Raw genomic sequence first — 16764 nt, forward strand, 5'->3', positions numbered from 1 at the left:
CCGGAGCGGTCCGCGGCCCCGGGTCAGAACAGCGGCTGGGGCAGCACGCCCTCCAGCGCCAGCAGCCGCCTCTTGGTCTCCAGTCCGCCGCCGAAGCCGCCGAGGCCCCCGTCGCTCTCCACCACCCGGTGACAGGGCACCACGACGGGCAGCGGATTGGAGCCCATCGCCGTACCCACCGCCTGGGCCGCACCCGGCCGGCCGACCCGGTCGGCGAGGTCCCCGTACCCGGCGACCGCCCCGTACGGCACCCCCGACGCCAGCTCGCGCAGCACCTGGCGGTTGAAGCCGCCCGTCAGGGACCAGTCCAGGTCGAGCGAGAACTCCCGCAGCGTGCCCGCGAAGTACGCCGCGAGCTGGCGTATCGGCTCGGCGAGCCGGGCGGAGCCGGGGGACGTGACCGGCTCCGCACCGAGCCGGCCGCCCAGCCGGTCCAGCGCCTTGTCCCGCACCTCGGGGCGGGCGTGGAAGACCACGTTCACCAGCCCGGCATCCGTCGCGGCCAGCAGGAGCGGGCCGATGTCGCTCTCGACGACGGCCCACTCGACGACCCCGTTGCTGTTCATGGCACCCACCGTACGACCGGCCACTGACAACGGGCTTCCGCGGCCGGTCCCGGTGCCGTCCCCGGGGCGGGTCAGGCGCCCGTGCGGCCGCCCGTGGCCGCGCGCACCACATCCGGGGTGTTGGTGATGATGCCGTCCACACCCAGCCCGTTCACCCGGAGGGCGTGCTCCGCGTCGTCGACCGTCCAGGTGTTCACCTCCAGCGGCTTGTCGTGCGGCCCCTTCAGGGCGTGCACGGCCGCCACGTAGTCGCCGGAGACCGAGGTGTACGTCGGGTTGATCTGGTCGGCGAACGCGGCGTACGCGGGCAGGTCGGCGACGGCAGGGTTGCCCAGGAAGCCCGTGGTCACGTCCGGGCGCAGCGCGTGCACCGTACGCACGCTGTCGGCGCCGAAGCTCTGGATCACCAGGCGGTTGCCGGTGTGGGCACGGTCGAGCCACCCCTCCTGGCCGAGGACCCGCAGGGTCGCCCGCTCGATCCCCGGGTAGATCTCGGGGCTCTTGATCTCCAGCAGCAGATTCTGGCCGTTGCGCCCGATCCGGTCCAGGTACTGCCGCAGTGTGGGCACCCGGACGCCCGTGAACCGGGGGCCGAACCAGCTGCCCGCGTCCAGCCGGGCGATCTCGGCGGCCGTGAAGTCCTTGACCGCCCAGGGAGCGCGGTCCGGGAAGACCTCCTCGGCGTTCGTCGTCCGCTTCAGGTCGGTGTCGTGGATGACAACCAGCTCGCCGTCCTTGGTGAGCTGGACATCGTTCTCGACCCAGTCGAAGCCGAGGACGTCCGCCTTGTCCACGGCGGCGAGGGTGTTCTCGGGCGCGTAGGCGGACGCGCCCCGGTGGGCGAAGATCCGCGGGACGCCGGTCGCGACGGGCTCCGGGCCGTTCTCCGGCCGGGCCCCGGTGCCGGGGGTCGTGGGGTGTGCGGCGGGGAGTGCGTGGGTCACGGGCGCGGTGCGCCCGGTGGGGGTGGTGTCCGTGACGGGTGCGGCGGTCGACATCAGGAAGGTGCCGGCGCCCAGCAGGGCGGCGGCAGCGACGGAGGCAGTTGCGGTGCCTGCGTACACGTGGACTCCTTGCGTCAGAGTTGCGGACGGCCCGAGCGTCCCAGCCGGCCCCGAACGGGGGACGGGCGAAGGATGGCCACTGCGTGAACGCACCCCGGGGAGCTGGTCACGGGCCGATTCCCCTGTCGATAAAATGCAGCTCTTCTGTTTGTTTGCCGGGCCCCGCGCCATAGGGTCGTCCGAACCCGGGCTACTGCGAAGGGCGTACGAAGATGCAGGGCACAGTCCACGGCTTCAGCTATGGAGCGGTGACTCCGGCGGTGGCATTCGTGATGGCGTGTCTCGGCGCGGCACTGGGCCTGCGCTGCACCACCCGGTCGCTGCGGACCGAGCGCTCCTTCAAGGCCGGCTGGCTGGCTCTCGGTGCGACCTCCATAGGTTCGGGCATCTGGACCATGCACTTCATCGCGATGGTGGGCTTCTCCGTCGAGGAGGTGCCCGTCGGCTACGACAGGCCGGTCACCTTCGCCAGCCTCGCCGTCGCGGTCGTCATGGTCGGCATCGGGATATTCCTCGTCGGGTACCGGGGCGCCACCCGCATGGCACTGGTGACGGGAGGCACGATCACCGGACTCGGTGTGGCCTCCATGCATTACCTCGGCATGGCCGGTATGCGACTTGATGGGCAGTTCGAGTACGACACGCTCACCGTGTCGCTCTCCGTCGTCATCGCCGTCGTCGCCTCGACCGCCGCCCTGTGGGCCGCGGTCTCCCGCCACGGCCTCCTGACCAGCCTCGGGGCCGCCGTCGTGATGGGCGCGGCGGTGAGCGGCATGCACTACACGGGCATGGCCGCCCTCCAGGTCCATCTGCACCCCGCCGCCGCCGCGGGCCACGCCACCGGGGACCGGGCGACGGCGCTCCTCGTGCCCATGCTGATCGGGCCCGCCTGCTTCCTGCTGCTCGCGGCCGTCGTCGTCATGTTCGACCCGCTGGTGGTCATGGGCACGCCCGACTGGAACGACCGCGACGCCCCGCCCGGCGCCGGGCGCGCCCCCGGAATCCCCGCCCAGCGCCAGGTGCCCCGGTTCGGCACGCATGCCGACCCGGCGTCGTTCCACACGCACCCCCGCGAACCCGTACGGCCCCGCGAACGCTGACCGGGACCCCGGCGCGGACGCCGTCCGGACCCCGTTGTCAGTGGGGGGTCGTACGGTGGTTGCATGCGGCCCGTTTCGAAGATCGAACGTTCGGTGGCGCCTTTCGAGGTCGTCAGTCCCTACCAGCCCAGCGGCGACCAGCCGGCGGCCATCGCCGAGCTGGAGAAGCGCATCCGGGCAGGTGAGAAGGACGTCGTGCTGCTCGGCGCGACCGGCACCGGAAAGTCGGCGACCACCGCCTGGATGATCGAGAAGCTGCAGCGCCCCACGCTGGTGATGGCGCCGAACAAGACGCTGGCCGCCCAGCTGGCCAACGAGTTCCGCGAGCTCCTGCCCAACAACGCCGTCGAGTACTTCGTCTCGTACTACGACTACTACCAGCCCGAGGCGTACGTCCCGCAGTCGGACACCTACATCGAGAAGGACTCCTCGATCAACGAGGAGGTCGAGCGGCTGCGCCACTCCGCGACCAACTCGCTGCTCACCCGGCGCGACGTCGTCGTGGTCGCCTCGGTCTCCTGCATCTACGGCCTGGGTACGCCGCAGGAGTACGTGGACCGGATGGTCCAGCTCAAGGTGGGCGACGAGATCGACCGCGACCAGCTGCTGCGCCGCTTCGTGGAGATCCAGTACACCCGCAACGACCTGGCGTTCACCCGGGGAACCTTCCGGGTGCGCGGCGACACCATCGAGATCTTCCCGGTCTACGAGGAGCTCGCCGTCCGGATCGAGATGTTCGGGGACGAGATCGAGGCGCTCTCCACCCTCCACCCGCTCACCGGCGAGGTCATCAGCGAGGACCGGTCCCTCCACGTCTTCCCCGCCAGCCACTACGTGGCGGGACCCGAGCGCATGGAGAAGGCCGTCACGGGCATCGAGCAGGAGCTCGGGCAGCGGCTGGCCGAGCTGGAGAAGCAGGGCAAGATGCTGGAGGCCCAGCGGCTGCGGATGCGCACCACGTACGACATCGAGATGCTCCGCCAGATCGGCACCTGCTCCGGCGTGGAGAACTACTCGATGCACTTCGACGGCCGTTCCCCCGGCACCGCGCCCAACACCCTCCTCGACTACTTCCCCGAGGACTTCCTCCTGGTGCTCGACGAGTCGCACGTCACGGTGCCGCAGATCGGCGCGATGTACGAGGGCGACGCCTCCCGGAAGCGGACCCTCGTCGACCACGGCTTCCGGCTGCCGTCCGCCCTGGACAACCGCCCGCTGAAGTGGGAGGAGTTCCTCGGCCGGATCGACCAGACGGTCTACCTCTCCGCCACCCCCGGCAAGTACGAGCTCTCCCGGGGCGAGGGCTTCGTGGAGCAGATCATCCGCCCCACCGGCCTGGTCGACCCGGAGGTCGTCGTCAAGCCCACCGAGGGCCAGATCGACGACCTGGTGCACGAGATCCGCAAGCGCACCGAGAAGGACGAGCGAGTCCTCGTCACCACCCTCACCAAGAAGATGTCCGAGGACCTCACCGACTACTTCCTGGAGCTCGGCATCCAGGTCCGCTATCTGCACAGCGACGTCGACACCCTGCGCCGGATCGAGCTGCTGCGGGAGCTGCGCTCCGGCGAGTACGACGTCCTGGTCGGCATCAACCTGCTCCGTGAGGGCCTCGACCTGCCCGAGGTGTCTCTCGTGGCCATTCTCGACGCCGACAAGCAGGGCTTCCTGCGCTCGGGCACCTCGCTCATCCAGACCATCGGCCGCGCCGCCCGTAACGTGTCGGGCCAGGTCCATATGTACGCGGACAAGATCACCCCGGCGATGGCGCAGGCTATCGACGAGACCAACCGCCGCCGCGAGAAGCAGATCGCCTACAACACCGAGCGCGGCCTCGACCCGCAGCCGCTGCGCAAGAAGATCAACGACATCGTCGCGACGATCGCGCGCGAGGAGGTCGACACCGAGCAGCTGCTCGGCACCGGCTACCGCCAGGCGAAGGGCGCCAAGACCCCGGTGCCCACGCTGGGCATCGACGCCGCGCCGGGCAAGGCGGCGAAGGCCGGCAGGGCCGGCAAGGCCGGGACGGCGGTCACCGACCGCCCGGCCACCGAACTCGCGGGGATCATCGAGGAGATGACCGACCGGATGCGCGCGGCCGCCGCCGACCTGCAGTTCGAGGTCGCCGCCCGGCTGCGCGACGAGGTCGGGGAACTGAAGAAGGAGCTGCGCCAGATGAGGGAAGCGGGGCTGGCCTGACCGGGCTGCGCCCGGTGTGTTGCAGGACCGACACAAAACGGCCCGGAACCTCTGCGCCGGTGGCGTGACTGCGTAGGGTGCTGGGAAACCGCGCAAGGACGGTTGCGGGGACAGCGGAGAGGGGACAGCGCGTGACGGTCAATATGACCAAGGGTCAGGCCATCAGCCTGCAGAAGAGCGACGGGGGGACCCTGACCGCGGTACGGATGGGGCTCGGCTGGCAGGCGGCGCCGCGCCGCGGTCTGTTCGGCTCGCGCACCCGGGAGATCGACTTGGACGCCTCGGCGGTCCTGTTCGCCGACAAGCAGCCGGTCGACGTGGTCTTCTTCCGGCACCTCACCAGCGACGACGGCTCGGTCCGGCACACCGGGGACAACCTGGTCGGCGGCGCCGGTTCGGGCGGCGACGACGAGGCGATCCTGGTGGACCTCCAGCGGGTGCCGGTCCACATCGACCAGATCGTCTTCACGGTGAACTCCTTCACCGGCCAGACGTTCCAGGAGGTGCAGAACGCCTTCTGCCGCATCGTCGACGAGACCAACGGCCAGGAGCTCGCCCGCTACACGCTGGACGGCGGCGGGCAGTACACCGCCCAGATCATGGCCAAGGTGCACCGCGCGGGGAACGGGTGGCAGATGACCGCCCTCGGCACCCCGGCCAACGGCCGCACCTTCCAGGACCTCATGCCGGCGATCCTGCCCCACCTGTAGGCGGCGCCGGACCCGACAGGTCCGCATCGCGACACGCGCAGCTCCCGGAGGCATCGGCCGCCGGGAGCTGCACCGCATCACAACGCCGTCCCGTGCGTACGGACGCACGGGACGGCACCACATCGGAACACCGCATCGCGGCAGTAACTCGTCGAGGGGACAGGGCAATGACGGCCGAGCTGGTCCGGGGGCAGAACCACACCTTGCCCCAGACCCGACTGGAGATCCGGGTATCGGCCGGAGCGCCCGTCGTGGCGGGTGCCACGCTCGGCGACGAGCGCGGCACGGTGCGCGGGGTGGAGTGGATAGCCCACCCCGGCTCGCCGCAGCTGCCGGGTCTGGAGGTGTCCCGGCAGGCCGCCTCCGAGCACCGGCTCGCCGTCGACCTCGACGCCCTGCCCGCCGAGGTGCACCGGGTCACGGTGCTGCTGGCCCTGCCGCTGGGCGCGGGCGGCCCGGCCAGGTTCGGGGCCGTCGCCTCGCCCTTCGTCGCCGTGACCGGCCTCGACGGCGGCGAGATCGCCACGTTCACCCTGACCGGCCTGGACAGCGAGTCCGCGGTCTCCGCCCTGGAGCTCTACCGCAGGCAGGGCGCCTGGAAGGTCCGCGCGGTCGGCCAGGGCTATGCGGGCGGCCTCGCCGCGATGCTCGCCGACCAGGGCCTGGACGGGGCGGCCGAACTGGCCGGGTCGATCCAGGAAGCGGTCGCCCGCGGTCTGGCCCGTTCCGTGGCCCCGCCGCCGCCCCGCACCCCGGAGGGGGACCGGGTCAGGCAGACCGCGGCCCCCGCGACGGGTGGCGGGCAGCCGCCCGTCCCCCCTCCGGCGACCCCGCAGCCGGCGCCCCTGCCCGGCTCGGCCACCCCGCCGCCCGCGACCCCGCAGCCCGCCGCTCCGGCGGCCCCGGGCGGCCCCGTCGACTACGCGCACCCGCGCCGCCAGACCTCCACGCCCCCGCCGCCCCCGCCCACCGCGCCGCCCGCGCAGCCGGGGCAGCCCGCCCAGCCCGTCGCGGGGGACGCCACCGGCTGGTCCATGGACGAGCGCCTCTACAACCAGATCTGGGGCATGTTCGAGGACCTGGCCCGGGCCGCCGCCGCGTACCGCAGCGCCGTCGACTTCGCCGAGTCCCGGATGGACCAGGAGCTGGAGCGCACCCTGTCCGACCCGCGCAGCCGGATCGGCGGCGCGGGCGACCGGGCCCGTGCGGAGGCCCGGGCCAAGCGGGACGAGCTGACCGGCCGGGCCCGTGAGGCGCTGGACCGCGACCTCGCCCAGCTCGCCGCCGAGTCCGCCGTGGTCGAGCCCGCGCTCCCCGCCGCGTACGCGGGCTGGGACAACCCCGTCTGGCACGGCTACCGGGTCCCGATGGAGATCCCCATGGCCCTGCGGATCGGCGACCTCCATCTCCCGGAGAGCGTCGCCCTGCGCATCCCGCTGCTGGTGCGGCTGCCGCTGGAGCGCGGCATCTGGATCGACAGCGGCCGAACGGCCTCCGAGGCCGCCGCCCTGACCGACACGGACACGCTGCGCCGCCTGGCCATGGAGAGCGCGGTCCTGCACGCGGCCCGGCTGCTCGCCGTCTACCCGCCGAACGAGTTCTCGGTCCATGTCATCGACCCGGCCGGCTCGGCCGCCACCGCGCTCGCCCCGCTGGTCGCATCCGGGGTGCTCTCGGGGCCGCCCGCGTCCGGGCCCGGGGGAGTGGCCTCGGTCCTCGCCCATCTCACCCGGCGCGTCGACCTCGTGCAGATGGCGATCCGGGCCGGTGCGGCCGATTCGCTGCCGCCCGATCTGGACCCGGCCGAGCAGCTGCTGATCGTCAACGACTTCCCGCACGGCTTCGACGACCGTGCCGTCACCCAGCTGCGCTATCTCGCCGACGAGGGGCCCGCCGTCGGCGTCCACCTCCTGATGGTCGCCGACCGGGCGGACGCCTCCGCCTACGGGCCGGTGCTCGACCCGCTGTGGCGGTCGCTGCTGCGGATCACTCCGGTCGCCGACGACCATCTGGCCGATCCGTGGGTCGGTCACGCATGGACGTACGAACCGCTCGCGACCCCGCCGGGCAGCAGGGTCCTGGAGCAGGTGCTGGCCCAGGTGGCTTCCGCCCGCCGCACCGGTCACCGCTGAGGCCGCATCCGTCCGCACCTCTTCCCAGCTGGCCTTTTGGAGATCCTTTAGCCTTCTCTTTACCTTTCCTTGGTATTCCCTGTACTGTTCATGGAGCGGAGGGGAGTACTCCCATACGCGGCGTTCCCGTCAGTACGGACTGTGACCGGTCCCGGGGCGTCGGCCCAGGCGCGCATCCCGTGCGCCCGGGTGGAAGAGACCTCCGGCAGCGACGACGCTGATCAGTAGCCGTAGCGAACTGCCGGAGGCGCAGTGGACGTTTCATGGACCCTCTGGGCGCTGACCATTCTCGGTCTGTGCGCCCTCATCTCCGTCGACTTCTTCATCGGGCGCAAGCCCCATGACGTGTCGACCAAGGAAGCCGGCATCTGGACCATCGTCTGGATCGTCCTGGCCGCCCTCTTCGGGCTCGGTCTGCTCGTGTTCGGCGAGACCCAGGCCTCGGGCGAGTTCTTCGCCGGCTACATCACCGAGAAGTCGCTGAGCGTCGACAACCTCTTCGTCTTCGTGCTGATCATGGCGAAGTTCTCGGTGCCCTCCCACCTCCAGCAGCGGGTGCTGCTCATCGGGGTGCTGATCGCCCTGGTGCTGAGAGCGATCTTCATCGCCGCGGGCGCCGCGGTCATCGCCAACTTCTCGTGGGTCTTCTACATCTTCGGCGCGTTCCTGATCTACACCGCCTGGAAGCTCATCCAGGAGGCGCGTGCCGACGAGGGGGACGAGGAGTTCGAGGAGAACCGGCTCCTCAAGAACATCGAGCGCCGCTTCGGTGTCGCCGACCGCTATCACGGCACCAAGCTCTTCATCCGTAACAACGGCAAGCGCGTGCTGACGCCCCTGATGGTGGTCATGCTCGCCATCGGCACCACCGATGTGCTGTTCGCGCTGGACTCCATCCCCGCGATCTTCGGCCTGACCCAGGACCCGTACATCGTCTTCACCGCCAACGCCTTCGCGCTGATGGGGCTGCGGCAGCTGTACTTCCTGATCGGCGGGCTGCTCAAGAAGCTGGTCCACCTCAGCTACGGGCTGTCGGTCATTCTCGGCTTCATCGGCGTCAAGCTGGTGCTGCACGCGCTGCACGAGTCCGGGGTGCACGTCCCCGAGATCTCCATCCCGGTCTCGCTCGGCGTCATCTGCGGGGTGCTGGTGATCACCACGATCACCAGTCTGATCGCCAACAAGAAGCGGGCCGAGGCGGACGGCGAGGACGCGGGGAAGGCCGCCGACCCCGCAGACAAGGGCGCCGGCATAGACGCCTGAGCGGCGCCGCCGTCACCAGCCGCGGGCGCGCCACTGAGGCAGCTGCGGGCGCTCGGCGCCCAGCGTGGTGTCGTGCCCGTGGCCCGGGTAGACCCAGGTCTCGTCCGGCAGCGGGGCGAAGAGCCTGGTCTCCACATCGTGCAGCAGACGGGCGAACGCCTCGGGGTCCTTGTGCGTGTTGCCGACCCCGCCGGGGAAGAGGCAGTCCCCGGTGAACAGATGCGGGGCGCCGTGCGGGTCGTCGTAGACGAGCGCGATCGACCCCGGGGTGTGCCCGGTCAGATGGCGGGCGGTCAGGGCGACCTGTCCGACCCGGATCGTGTCGCCGTCCTCGACGAGCACATCGGTCGGGACCGGGATGCCCTCGGCGTCGTACCGCCCGGCGTAGGTGCGGGCGCCGGTGGCCGCGACCACCTCGCCCAGCGCCTGCCAGTGGTCGCCGTGCCGGTGGGTGGTGACGACCGAGACGATCGAGTCGTCACCGATCAGTCGGAGCAGGGTCGCGGGCTCGCTCGCCGCGTCGATCAGCAGCTGCTCGCCGGAGGCCCGGCAGCGCAGCAGGTAGGCGTTGTTGTTCATCGGGCCGACGGCGACCTTGGAGATCATCAGATCCGTCAACTCGTGCACATCCGCAGGCCCGCCGACCCTGACCGCTCCGCTGTACGTCATACGTCTCAGCCTATAGCGGGGGCAGCGCCGGAAGGGGTCCGCCCTCGGCGGTCAGCGCGGAGCCGTCCCGCCGTCCGCTGAGCCAGCCGAGCAGCCCGGACGCCGTGCCGCGCACCGTGACGGGCCCGCCCGCCGCGCCGCCGCCGGTCGTCCAGGACCGGCCGGTGTCGTCGGTCGCGACCGTCGCCACCACGTCGGGGTGCCCGGCGAAGCGCTCGGCGAGGAAGTCGATCTCCCGCGCGGTGAACTCGTCCGGCAGGTCCTCCAGCTCGTAGCCGACGTCCAGGTCCACGTGGTGCAGCTCGACCTCGATGCGGCGGCGGAAGGGGACCCGGGAGGCCGAGTCCGTCACCCCGTTGCGCAGCGCCACCGTGCGTGACCAGTCCGCCGGTGCGGCGGCCGCGTCCTGGAAGCGGTCCGCGCTCGCGGCCAGGTCGGCGAGCTGCTCGGCCCGCGGCCGGGGCGCGTCACGCTCGATGTCGCGGTCGCGGGTTTCGCTGTCTGCGTACATCGGCCGGCCTCGGAGAACATTTACGAGCGCGTCGGCGTTACGAGAGAGGTGCGCGACGACATGACCCCGGGTCCAGCCCGGCAGCCGTGACGGTTCGGCGAGTGCGACGTCGTCCAGTTTCCCGGTGGCGCTGAGCAGTCGATCCGTCGCTTCACGCAGTGCTGCGAGGTCGTGCACGTGATCATTCATGGGGCCGAGCCTAGCCCCGCCACTCATTCGGGTGAAGGAGTCATCAGCCGTCCGTAATTCGAATGCGCGTGCTATACGCTCGGAGTCGAAAGCTCCGTACACCGCTGTGGCGCCCCCCATACCCTGGGACAGGGGCTCAGTTCCCCCGCTTCTCTCTAGAAAGGTGCGGACCGGCGTGGCCGACCGTCTCATCGTCCGTGGCGCTCGCGAGCACAACCTCAAGAACGTCTCGCTCGACCTCCCCCGCGACTCCCTCATCGTCTTCACCGGACTCTCCGGGTCGGGCAAGTCGTCGCTCGCGTTCGACACGATCTTCGCCGAGGGCCAGCGGCGCTACGTGGAGTCCCTCTCCTCGTACGCCCGGCAGTTCCTCGGCCAGATGGACAAGCCGGACGTCGACTTCATCGAGGGCCTGTCGCCCGCCGTCTCCATCGACCAGAAGTCGACCTCGCGCAACCCGCGCTCGACGGTCGGCACCATCACGGAGGTCTACGACTACCTCCGGCTGCTCTTCGCCAGGATCGGCAAGCCGCACTGCCCCGAGTGCCACCGCCCGATCTCCCGCCAGTCGCCGCAGGCCATCGTGGACAAGGTCCTCGGCCTGCCCGAGGGCAGCCGCTTCCAGGTGCTCTCGCCGCTGGTGCGCGAGCGCAAGGGCGAGTTCGTCGACCTCTTCGCCGATCTGCAGACCAAGGGGTACAGCAGGGCCAGGGTCGACGGGGCGACGGTCCAGCTCTCCGAGCCGCCCGTGCTCAAGAAGCAGGAGAAGCACACCATCGAGGTGGTCATCGACCGGCTCACGGTGAAGGACAGCGCCAAGCGCCGGCTGACCGACTCGGTCGAGACCGCGCTCGGCCTCTCCGGCGGCATGGTCGTGCTCGACTTCGTCGACCTCCCCGAGGACGACCCCGAGCGCGAGCGGATGTACTCCGAGCACCTCTACTGCCCGTACGACGACCTCTCCTTCGAGGAGCTGGAGCCGCGCTCCTTCTCCTTCAACTCCCCCTTCGGCGCCTGCCCCGACTGCACCGGCATCGGCACGCGCATGGAGGTCGACCCGGAGCTGATCGTCCCCGACGAGGACAAGTCCCTCGACGAGGGCGCGATCCACCCCTGGTCGCACGGCCACACCAAGGAGTACTTCGGCCGCCAGATCAACGCGCTGGCCGAAGCCCTCGGCTTCCGTACGGACATCCCCTGGGCCGGGCTGCCGCAGCGCGCCAAGAAGGCCCTGCTGCACGGCCACAAGATCCAGACCGAGGTCCGCTACCGCAACAGGTACGGGCGCGAGCGCGCCTACACCACGCCCTCCTTCGAAGGCGCGGTCCAGTTCGTCAAGCGGCGGCACTCGGAGGCCGAGAGCGACTCCAGCAGGGAGCGCTTCGAGGGCTATATGCGCGAGGTGCCCTGCCCGACCTGTGAGGGCACCCGGCTCAAGCCGATCGTCCTCGCGGTCACGGTGATGGAGAAGTCCATCGCCCAGGTCGCCGCGATGTCGATCAGCGAGTGCGCCGAGTTCCTCGGCCGGCTGAAGCTGAACGCCCGTGACAAGAAGATCGCCGAGCGCGTCCTCAAGGAGGTCAACGAGCGGCTGAAGTTCCTGGTCGACGTGGGCCTGGACTACCTCTCGCTGAACCGCGCGGCGGGCACCCTGTCCGGCGGTGAGGCCCAGCGCATCCGGCTCGCCACCCAGATCGGCTCCGGCCTGGTCGGCGTGCTGTACGTGCTGGACGAGCCGTCCATCGGCCTGCACCAGCGCGACAACCACCGGCTGATCGAGACCCTGGTCCGCCTCCGCGACATGGGCAACACGCTCATCGTCGTCGAGCACGACGAGGACACCATCAAGGTCGCGGACTGGGTCGTGGACATCGGCCCCGGCGCCGGCGAGCACGGCGGCAAGGTGGTCCACTCCGGATCGCTCAAGGAGCTGCTGGCCAACGACAAGTCGATCACCGGCCAGTATCTGACCGGCAAGAAGTCGATCGAGATGCCCGAGGTCCGGCGCCCAGTCGACCCCTCGCGGCTGCTCACGGTCCACGGCGCCCGGGAGAACAACCTCCGGGACATCGACGTCTCCTTCCCGCTCGGCGTGCTGACCGCCGTCACCGGGGTCTCCGGCTCCGGCAAGTCGACGCTGGTCAACGACATCCTCTACACCCACCTGGCCCGCGAGCTGAACGGCGCCAAGTCGGTGCCCGGCCGGCACACCCGGGTCGACGGGGACGACCTCGTCGACAAGGTGGTGCACGTCGACCAGTCGCCCATCGGCCGTACGCCCCGGTCCAACCCGGCGACGTACACGGGTGTCTTCGACCACGTCCGCAGGCTGTTCGCGGAGACGATGGAGGCCAAGGTCCGCGGCTATCTGCCGGGCCGGTTCTCCTTCAACGTCAAGGGCGGCCGCTGCGAGAACTGCTCCGGCGACGGCACGATCAAGATCGAGATGAACTTCCTGCCGGACGTGTACGTCCCGTGCGAGGTCTGCCACGGAGCGCGCTACAACCGGGAGACCCTGGAGGTCCACTACAAGGGCAAGTCCATCGCCGAGGTGCTGGACATGCCGATCGAGGAGGGCCTGGAGTTCTTCGAGGCCGTCCCGACCATCGCCCGCCATCTGCGCACGCTCAACGAGGTCGGCCTCGGCTATGTGCGGCTCGGCCAGTCCGCGCCGACGCTCTCCGGCGGCGAGGCCCAGCGCGTGAAGCTGGCGAGCGAGCTCCAGAAGCGCTCCACCGGCCGCACGGTCTACGTCCTGGACGAGCCGACCACCGGTCTGCACTTCGAGGACATCTCCAAGCTGATCAAGGTGCTCTCCGGGCTTGTCGACAAGGGCAACTCGGTGATCGTCATCGAGCACAACCTCGATGTCATCAAGACCGCCGACTGGGTCATCGACATGGGTCCCGAAGGGGGCAACGGCGGCGGTCTGGTCATCGCCGAGGGCACCCCGGAGTACGTGGCCGGTGTTCCCGCCAGCCACACCGGGAAGTTCCTCCAGGGCATTCTGGACGCGGACCGGGTGAGCGAGGCCGCGGTGCCGGCGGCGCGCAAGCCGGTCACCCGCAAGACGGCCGCGAAGAAGACCGTCGCCGCGAAGTCCGCCCCCGCGAGGAAGACGGCGGCGAAGGCCACCACGGCGAAGGCGGCCATGGCGAAGACCGCCAAGACCGCCGCGGCGAAGAAGCCCGCGGCCAAGAAGGCGACCCGCGCCCGCAAGGCCTGACGCCGGGAGCACGCGATGCGAGGTGGCGGCCCCGCCGGGGGCCGCCACCTCGCCGCGTCGCGCGCCGGACCCGCCCGCGCGCGGGTGCGTCCGTCTCCGCCGGTATCGTCGGTTACGTCACCGATGCCTCAGTGACCTCGGGCATCCCTGGCACCCCGCCGCACCTCTGACCCGTGGAGACCGCATGTCCGGCCAGCCCGCCGCCCGCCGCACCGTGCTGAAGGGTGCCGCCCTCGCGGGCGTCGCCGGGCTGGGTGCGGCCGCCTGCTCGACCGACTCGAAGCTCGGGCACGCCGAGACGCCGACCCCCACCGCACCCGTCGAGCTCGGCACACCCGACGAGATCCCCGTCGGCCAGTCCAAGCTCTACCGCGAGCAGCGCGTCGTCGTCAGCTGCCCGGCCAAGGGCGAGTTCAAGGCGTTCAGCGCCCAGTGCACCCACGCGGGCTGCCTGCTGGACCGGGTCGAGAAGAACGAGGGGCACTGCCCCTGCCACGGCAGCCTCTTCGACACGACGACCGGCAAGGCCGTGCACGGCCCGGCGACCGTGCCGCTGCCCTCCGTCCCGGTCAGGGTCGAGGGCGGAAAGCTGATCGCGGGCCCCGAGGCCTGAGCCCGGCGCGGCCCCTCACTCCCAGTCCCAGTCGATCCCGACCAGACCGGGCCGCACCCCCTGCTCGACCAGATGGACGGTCCGGTGCCGGCCGGTGAGCGTGAGATCCGTCCGGGCCCCGCGCGGCGCCCCCGCCGACACCTGGGCGAAGCGGCGGCACCGCACCGGCAGCGCCTCCTCGTCGAAGCGGATCTGCAGCACGTACTGCCCGCCGCCGAAGGTGAAGCCGCGCACGTACTCCCCGCACGGCCCGCCCGTGCCGTCCTCGAAGCCGTAGCCGAAGAGGTACGTCTCGCCCGCCCGCAGCCGGGTGTCGAAGAGCAGCTCCGCCACCAGCACCCCCGTCTCCGCGTCCCAGCGGACCCGTCCGGTGCGGCAGTTCTCCCGGGCGCTCACCCCGACCCGCGAGGGATCGCACCCCGGATCGCCCCGGTACACGGCGAGATAGCGGTCCACCCCGTCGCGATGGGCGCGCACGACGTGCTGCGAGCTCCGGAACTGCATCTGGCGGCCGGGCCCGATCCGTACCCGCTCCTGGTGCCCCACCGTGTGCAGCCCGCCGTCCGCCGGTGACTCCATCGCCGCGAGCAGCCGCTCCACCGAGCCGGACGTCTCCATCAGCGAGCGGTACGAGCGGGCCGGCGGGCGGTCCGCCTCCGTGCGCGGCTCCCCGGCGCCCAGCAGCGCGAGCAGCGAGTTCCCCGGCAGCTCCAGCACCTCCTCCAGCGCCTTCACGGCCCGCAGGGACTCCGGACGCTGCGGGCGCCGGGCCCCCTGCTGCCAGTAACTCAGGCTGGTCACCCCGACCTTGACCCCCCGGTGCGCCAGATGGTGCTGGACCCGCTGGAGCGGCAGCCCGCGCACGGAGAGCGCGGTGCGCAGGGCCAGGTGGAACGGGCCGGTGTGCAGCACCTGCGCCAGTTCGGCCTCGGTGTGCTGCATGGGTCCTCCGTAAGTTGTTGGGTGGTCCGGGAGGGCCGGATGTGGCTTATGGGTTCTTGCCGTCAGTGGCTTCCCTGGAGTGGCCGTCCGGCTCTCCGGGGCGCCCTGGCTGCTGATTGAGATGTGCGCGCTGTGTGCGGTCGCTGATTACGGAGATGACAGCGGGGTGTTCCTCGGGCCGACGGCATGTGGTGGGATGCGAGGAGGGGCACGTGAGCGAGCGGAAGACCCAGGTCTGGGCCGGTATCGATGCCGGCAAGGGCCACCACTGGGCGGCCGTGGTCGACGAGACCGGCGCGACGCTGTGGTCGAAGAAGGTCGACAACGACGAGTCGGCGATCCTGACCGCGCTCGGTGAGATCCTCGGCCTGGCGGATGAGGTCCGCTGGGCGGTGGATATCTCCGGCACGTCCTCCGCGCTGCTGCTGGCCCTGCTCGCGGCGCAGGGCCAGCGGGCCGTCTACGTGCCCGGCCGCACCGTCAACCGCATGTCCGGCGCCTACCGGGGCGAGGCGAAGACGGACGCCCGCGATGCCTACGTCATCGCCGAGACCGCCCGTCATCGCCGGGATTTCGCCACGATCGACGTGCCCGCCCAGATTGCCGCCGACCTCGCGCTGCTGACTGCCCACCGCTCGGACCTGGTTGCCGACCGGGTACGGATGATCAACCGCCTGCGCGACGTGCTGACCGGCGTCTTCCCCGCGCTGGAGCGGGCCTTCGACTACTCGGCCCACAAGGGTGCCCTGGTGCTGCTGACCGGATATCAGACCCCGGCCGCGATCCGTCGACGTGGGCGGGCACGGCTGACGGCCTGGCTCGCCAACCGCAGTGTTCGTGGAGCCGACGCGGTCGCGGCCACCGCTCTGGAGGCGGCCCAGGCCCAGCAGACCGCGCTGCCCGGGGAGGACGCCGCAGCCCAGATCGTGGCCGATCTCGCCGCTCAGATCCTGGCCCTGGACGACCGGCTCAAGAACATCGACCGGCAGATCCGCGACACCTTCCGCAGCCATCCGCAAGCCGGGATCATCGAGTCGATGCCCGGCATGGGCCCGATACTCGGGGCCGAGTTCGTCGTCGCCGCCGGTGACCTCGCAGCCTATGCCGACGCCGGCCATCTGGCCTCGGCGGCGGGGCTGGTGCCCGTGCCCCGCGACTCCGGACGCCGCACTGGCAACCTTCACCGGCCCAAGCGCTACAGCCGACGCCTGCGACGGGTGTTCTACCTCTCCGCGCAGACCAGCATCATCCGTGAGGGACCGAACCGGGACTTCTACCTCAAGAAGCGCGGCGAGGGCTGCAAGCACGTCCAGGCCGTCATCGCTCTCGCCCGCCGACGAGCGAGCGTGCTGTGGGCCCTGCTGCGTGACGGGCGAGTCTTCACCTCCGCCCCGCCGGTCACGCAGGCGGCTTGACTTCGTCATTGAGACTCCAGGTGAACATTCACGACGCGCGCGGGCCGGGCCGCGCCGACGGGTGCCGGACCGCAGGTGGCCAGGGGGACGCGTTCACGCGAGCACCCCCGGCGTTCACACCGCGCTGTTCCCCCGCATTGAAGCGTGTTGACCCGCTCCCGACAA

General features: G+C 71.0%; 13 protein-coding genes. 8 read left to right on the forward strand and 5 right to left on the reverse strand.

The window, feature by feature from the left end:
* Positions 1–23: 23 nt before the first annotated feature.
* Both RLT58_RS27455 and RLT58_RS27460 read right to left on the reverse strand, forming a co-directional pair.
* On the reverse strand, positions 24–566 hold the full coding sequence (locus RLT58_RS27455; RefSeq protein ID WP_311313042.1) for a methylated-DNA--[protein]-cysteine S-methyltransferase: 543 nt from the start codon (positions 564–566) through the stop codon (positions 24–26).
* A gap of 71 nt (positions 567–637) precedes the next feature.
* A complete protein-coding gene (locus RLT58_RS27460; protein ID WP_311313043.1) occupies positions 638–1630 on the reverse strand; it encodes a glycerophosphodiester phosphodiesterase in 993 nt (330 codons plus the stop codon).
* Between the two features lie 212 nt (positions 1631–1842).
* Here RLT58_RS27460 and RLT58_RS27465 point away from each other — a divergent pair, with 212 nt between their 5' ends.
* The 5 genes from RLT58_RS27465 to RLT58_RS27485 all read left to right on the forward strand — a co-directional run bounded on the left by RLT58_RS27465 (position 1843) and on the right by RLT58_RS27485 (position 9034).
* Positions 1843–2730, forward strand: a complete 888-nt coding sequence (locus tag RLT58_RS27465) for an MHYT domain-containing protein (RefSeq protein ID WP_311313044.1) — start codon at positions 1843–1845, stop codon at positions 2728–2730.
* Positions 2731–2793: 63 nt separating this feature from the next.
* Positions 2794–4929 carry an excinuclease ABC subunit UvrB gene (gene uvrB / locus RLT58_RS27470; protein ID WP_311313045.1) on the forward strand — a complete coding sequence of 712 codons (2136 nt, stop codon included), beginning with the start codon at positions 2794–2796 and terminating at the stop codon, positions 4927–4929.
* 131 nt (positions 4930–5060) lie between these two features.
* The gene (locus RLT58_RS27475; protein WP_311313046.1) at positions 5061–5639 is read left to right on the forward strand and encodes a TerD family protein; all 579 of its coding nucleotides are present in this window, start codon (positions 5061–5063) and stop codon (positions 5637–5639) included.
* 167 nt (positions 5640–5806) lie between these two features.
* A complete protein-coding gene (locus RLT58_RS27480) occupies positions 5807–7771 on the forward strand; it encodes a TerD family protein (protein ID WP_311313047.1) in 1965 nt (654 codons plus the stop codon).
* 252 nt (positions 7772–8023) lie between these two features.
* Positions 8024–9034, forward strand: coding sequence for a TerC family protein (locus tag RLT58_RS27485; protein ID WP_311313048.1), 1011 nt, complete (start codon positions 8024–8026; stop codon positions 9032–9034).
* 12 nt (positions 9035–9046) lie between these two features.
* Here the strand turns inward: RLT58_RS27485 and RLT58_RS27490 are convergent, their stop codons facing one another.
* The gene (locus tag RLT58_RS27490; RefSeq protein ID WP_311313049.1) at positions 9047–9703 is read right to left on the reverse strand and encodes an MBL fold metallo-hydrolase; all 657 of its coding nucleotides are present in this window, start codon (positions 9701–9703) and stop codon (positions 9047–9049) included.
* Positions 9704–9713: 10 nt separating this feature from the next.
* Entirely contained in the window at positions 9714–10403 is a 690-nt protein-coding gene (locus tag RLT58_RS27495) for a maleylpyruvate isomerase family mycothiol-dependent enzyme (RefSeq protein ID WP_311313050.1), read from the reverse strand.
* 175 nt (positions 10404–10578) lie between these two features.
* Here RLT58_RS27495 and uvrA point away from each other — a divergent pair, with 175 nt between their 5' ends.
* Complete coding sequence (gene uvrA / locus RLT58_RS27500; protein WP_311313051.1) at positions 10579–13629, forward strand: excinuclease ABC subunit UvrA; 3051 nt, start codon at positions 10579–10581, stop codon at positions 13627–13629.
* A gap of 184 nt (positions 13630–13813) precedes the next feature.
* Positions 13814–14242: a Rieske (2Fe-2S) protein gene (locus RLT58_RS27505; RefSeq protein WP_311313052.1), complete on the forward strand. Its 429-nt coding sequence runs from the start codon at positions 13814–13816 to the stop codon at positions 14240–14242.
* 15 nt (positions 14243–14257) lie between these two features.
* On the opposite strand, the gene RLT58_RS27510 is transcribed toward RLT58_RS27505, so the two are convergent.
* Positions 14258–15184: a hypothetical protein gene (locus tag RLT58_RS27510; protein WP_311313053.1), complete on the reverse strand. Its 927-nt coding sequence runs from the start codon at positions 15182–15184 to the stop codon at positions 14258–14260.
* A gap of 212 nt (positions 15185–15396) precedes the next feature.
* On the opposite strand from RLT58_RS27510, the gene RLT58_RS27515 reads away from it, so the two are divergent.
* Complete coding sequence (locus RLT58_RS27515) at positions 15397–16599, forward strand: IS110 family RNA-guided transposase (protein WP_311313054.1); 1203 nt, start codon at positions 15397–15399, stop codon at positions 16597–16599.
* Positions 16600–16764 lie beyond the last annotated feature (165 nt).

The sequence above is a fragment of the Streptomyces sp. ITFR-16 genome (assembly GCF_031844705.1).
Classification (GTDB): domain Bacteria; phylum Actinomycetota; class Actinomycetes; order Streptomycetales; family Streptomycetaceae; genus Streptomyces.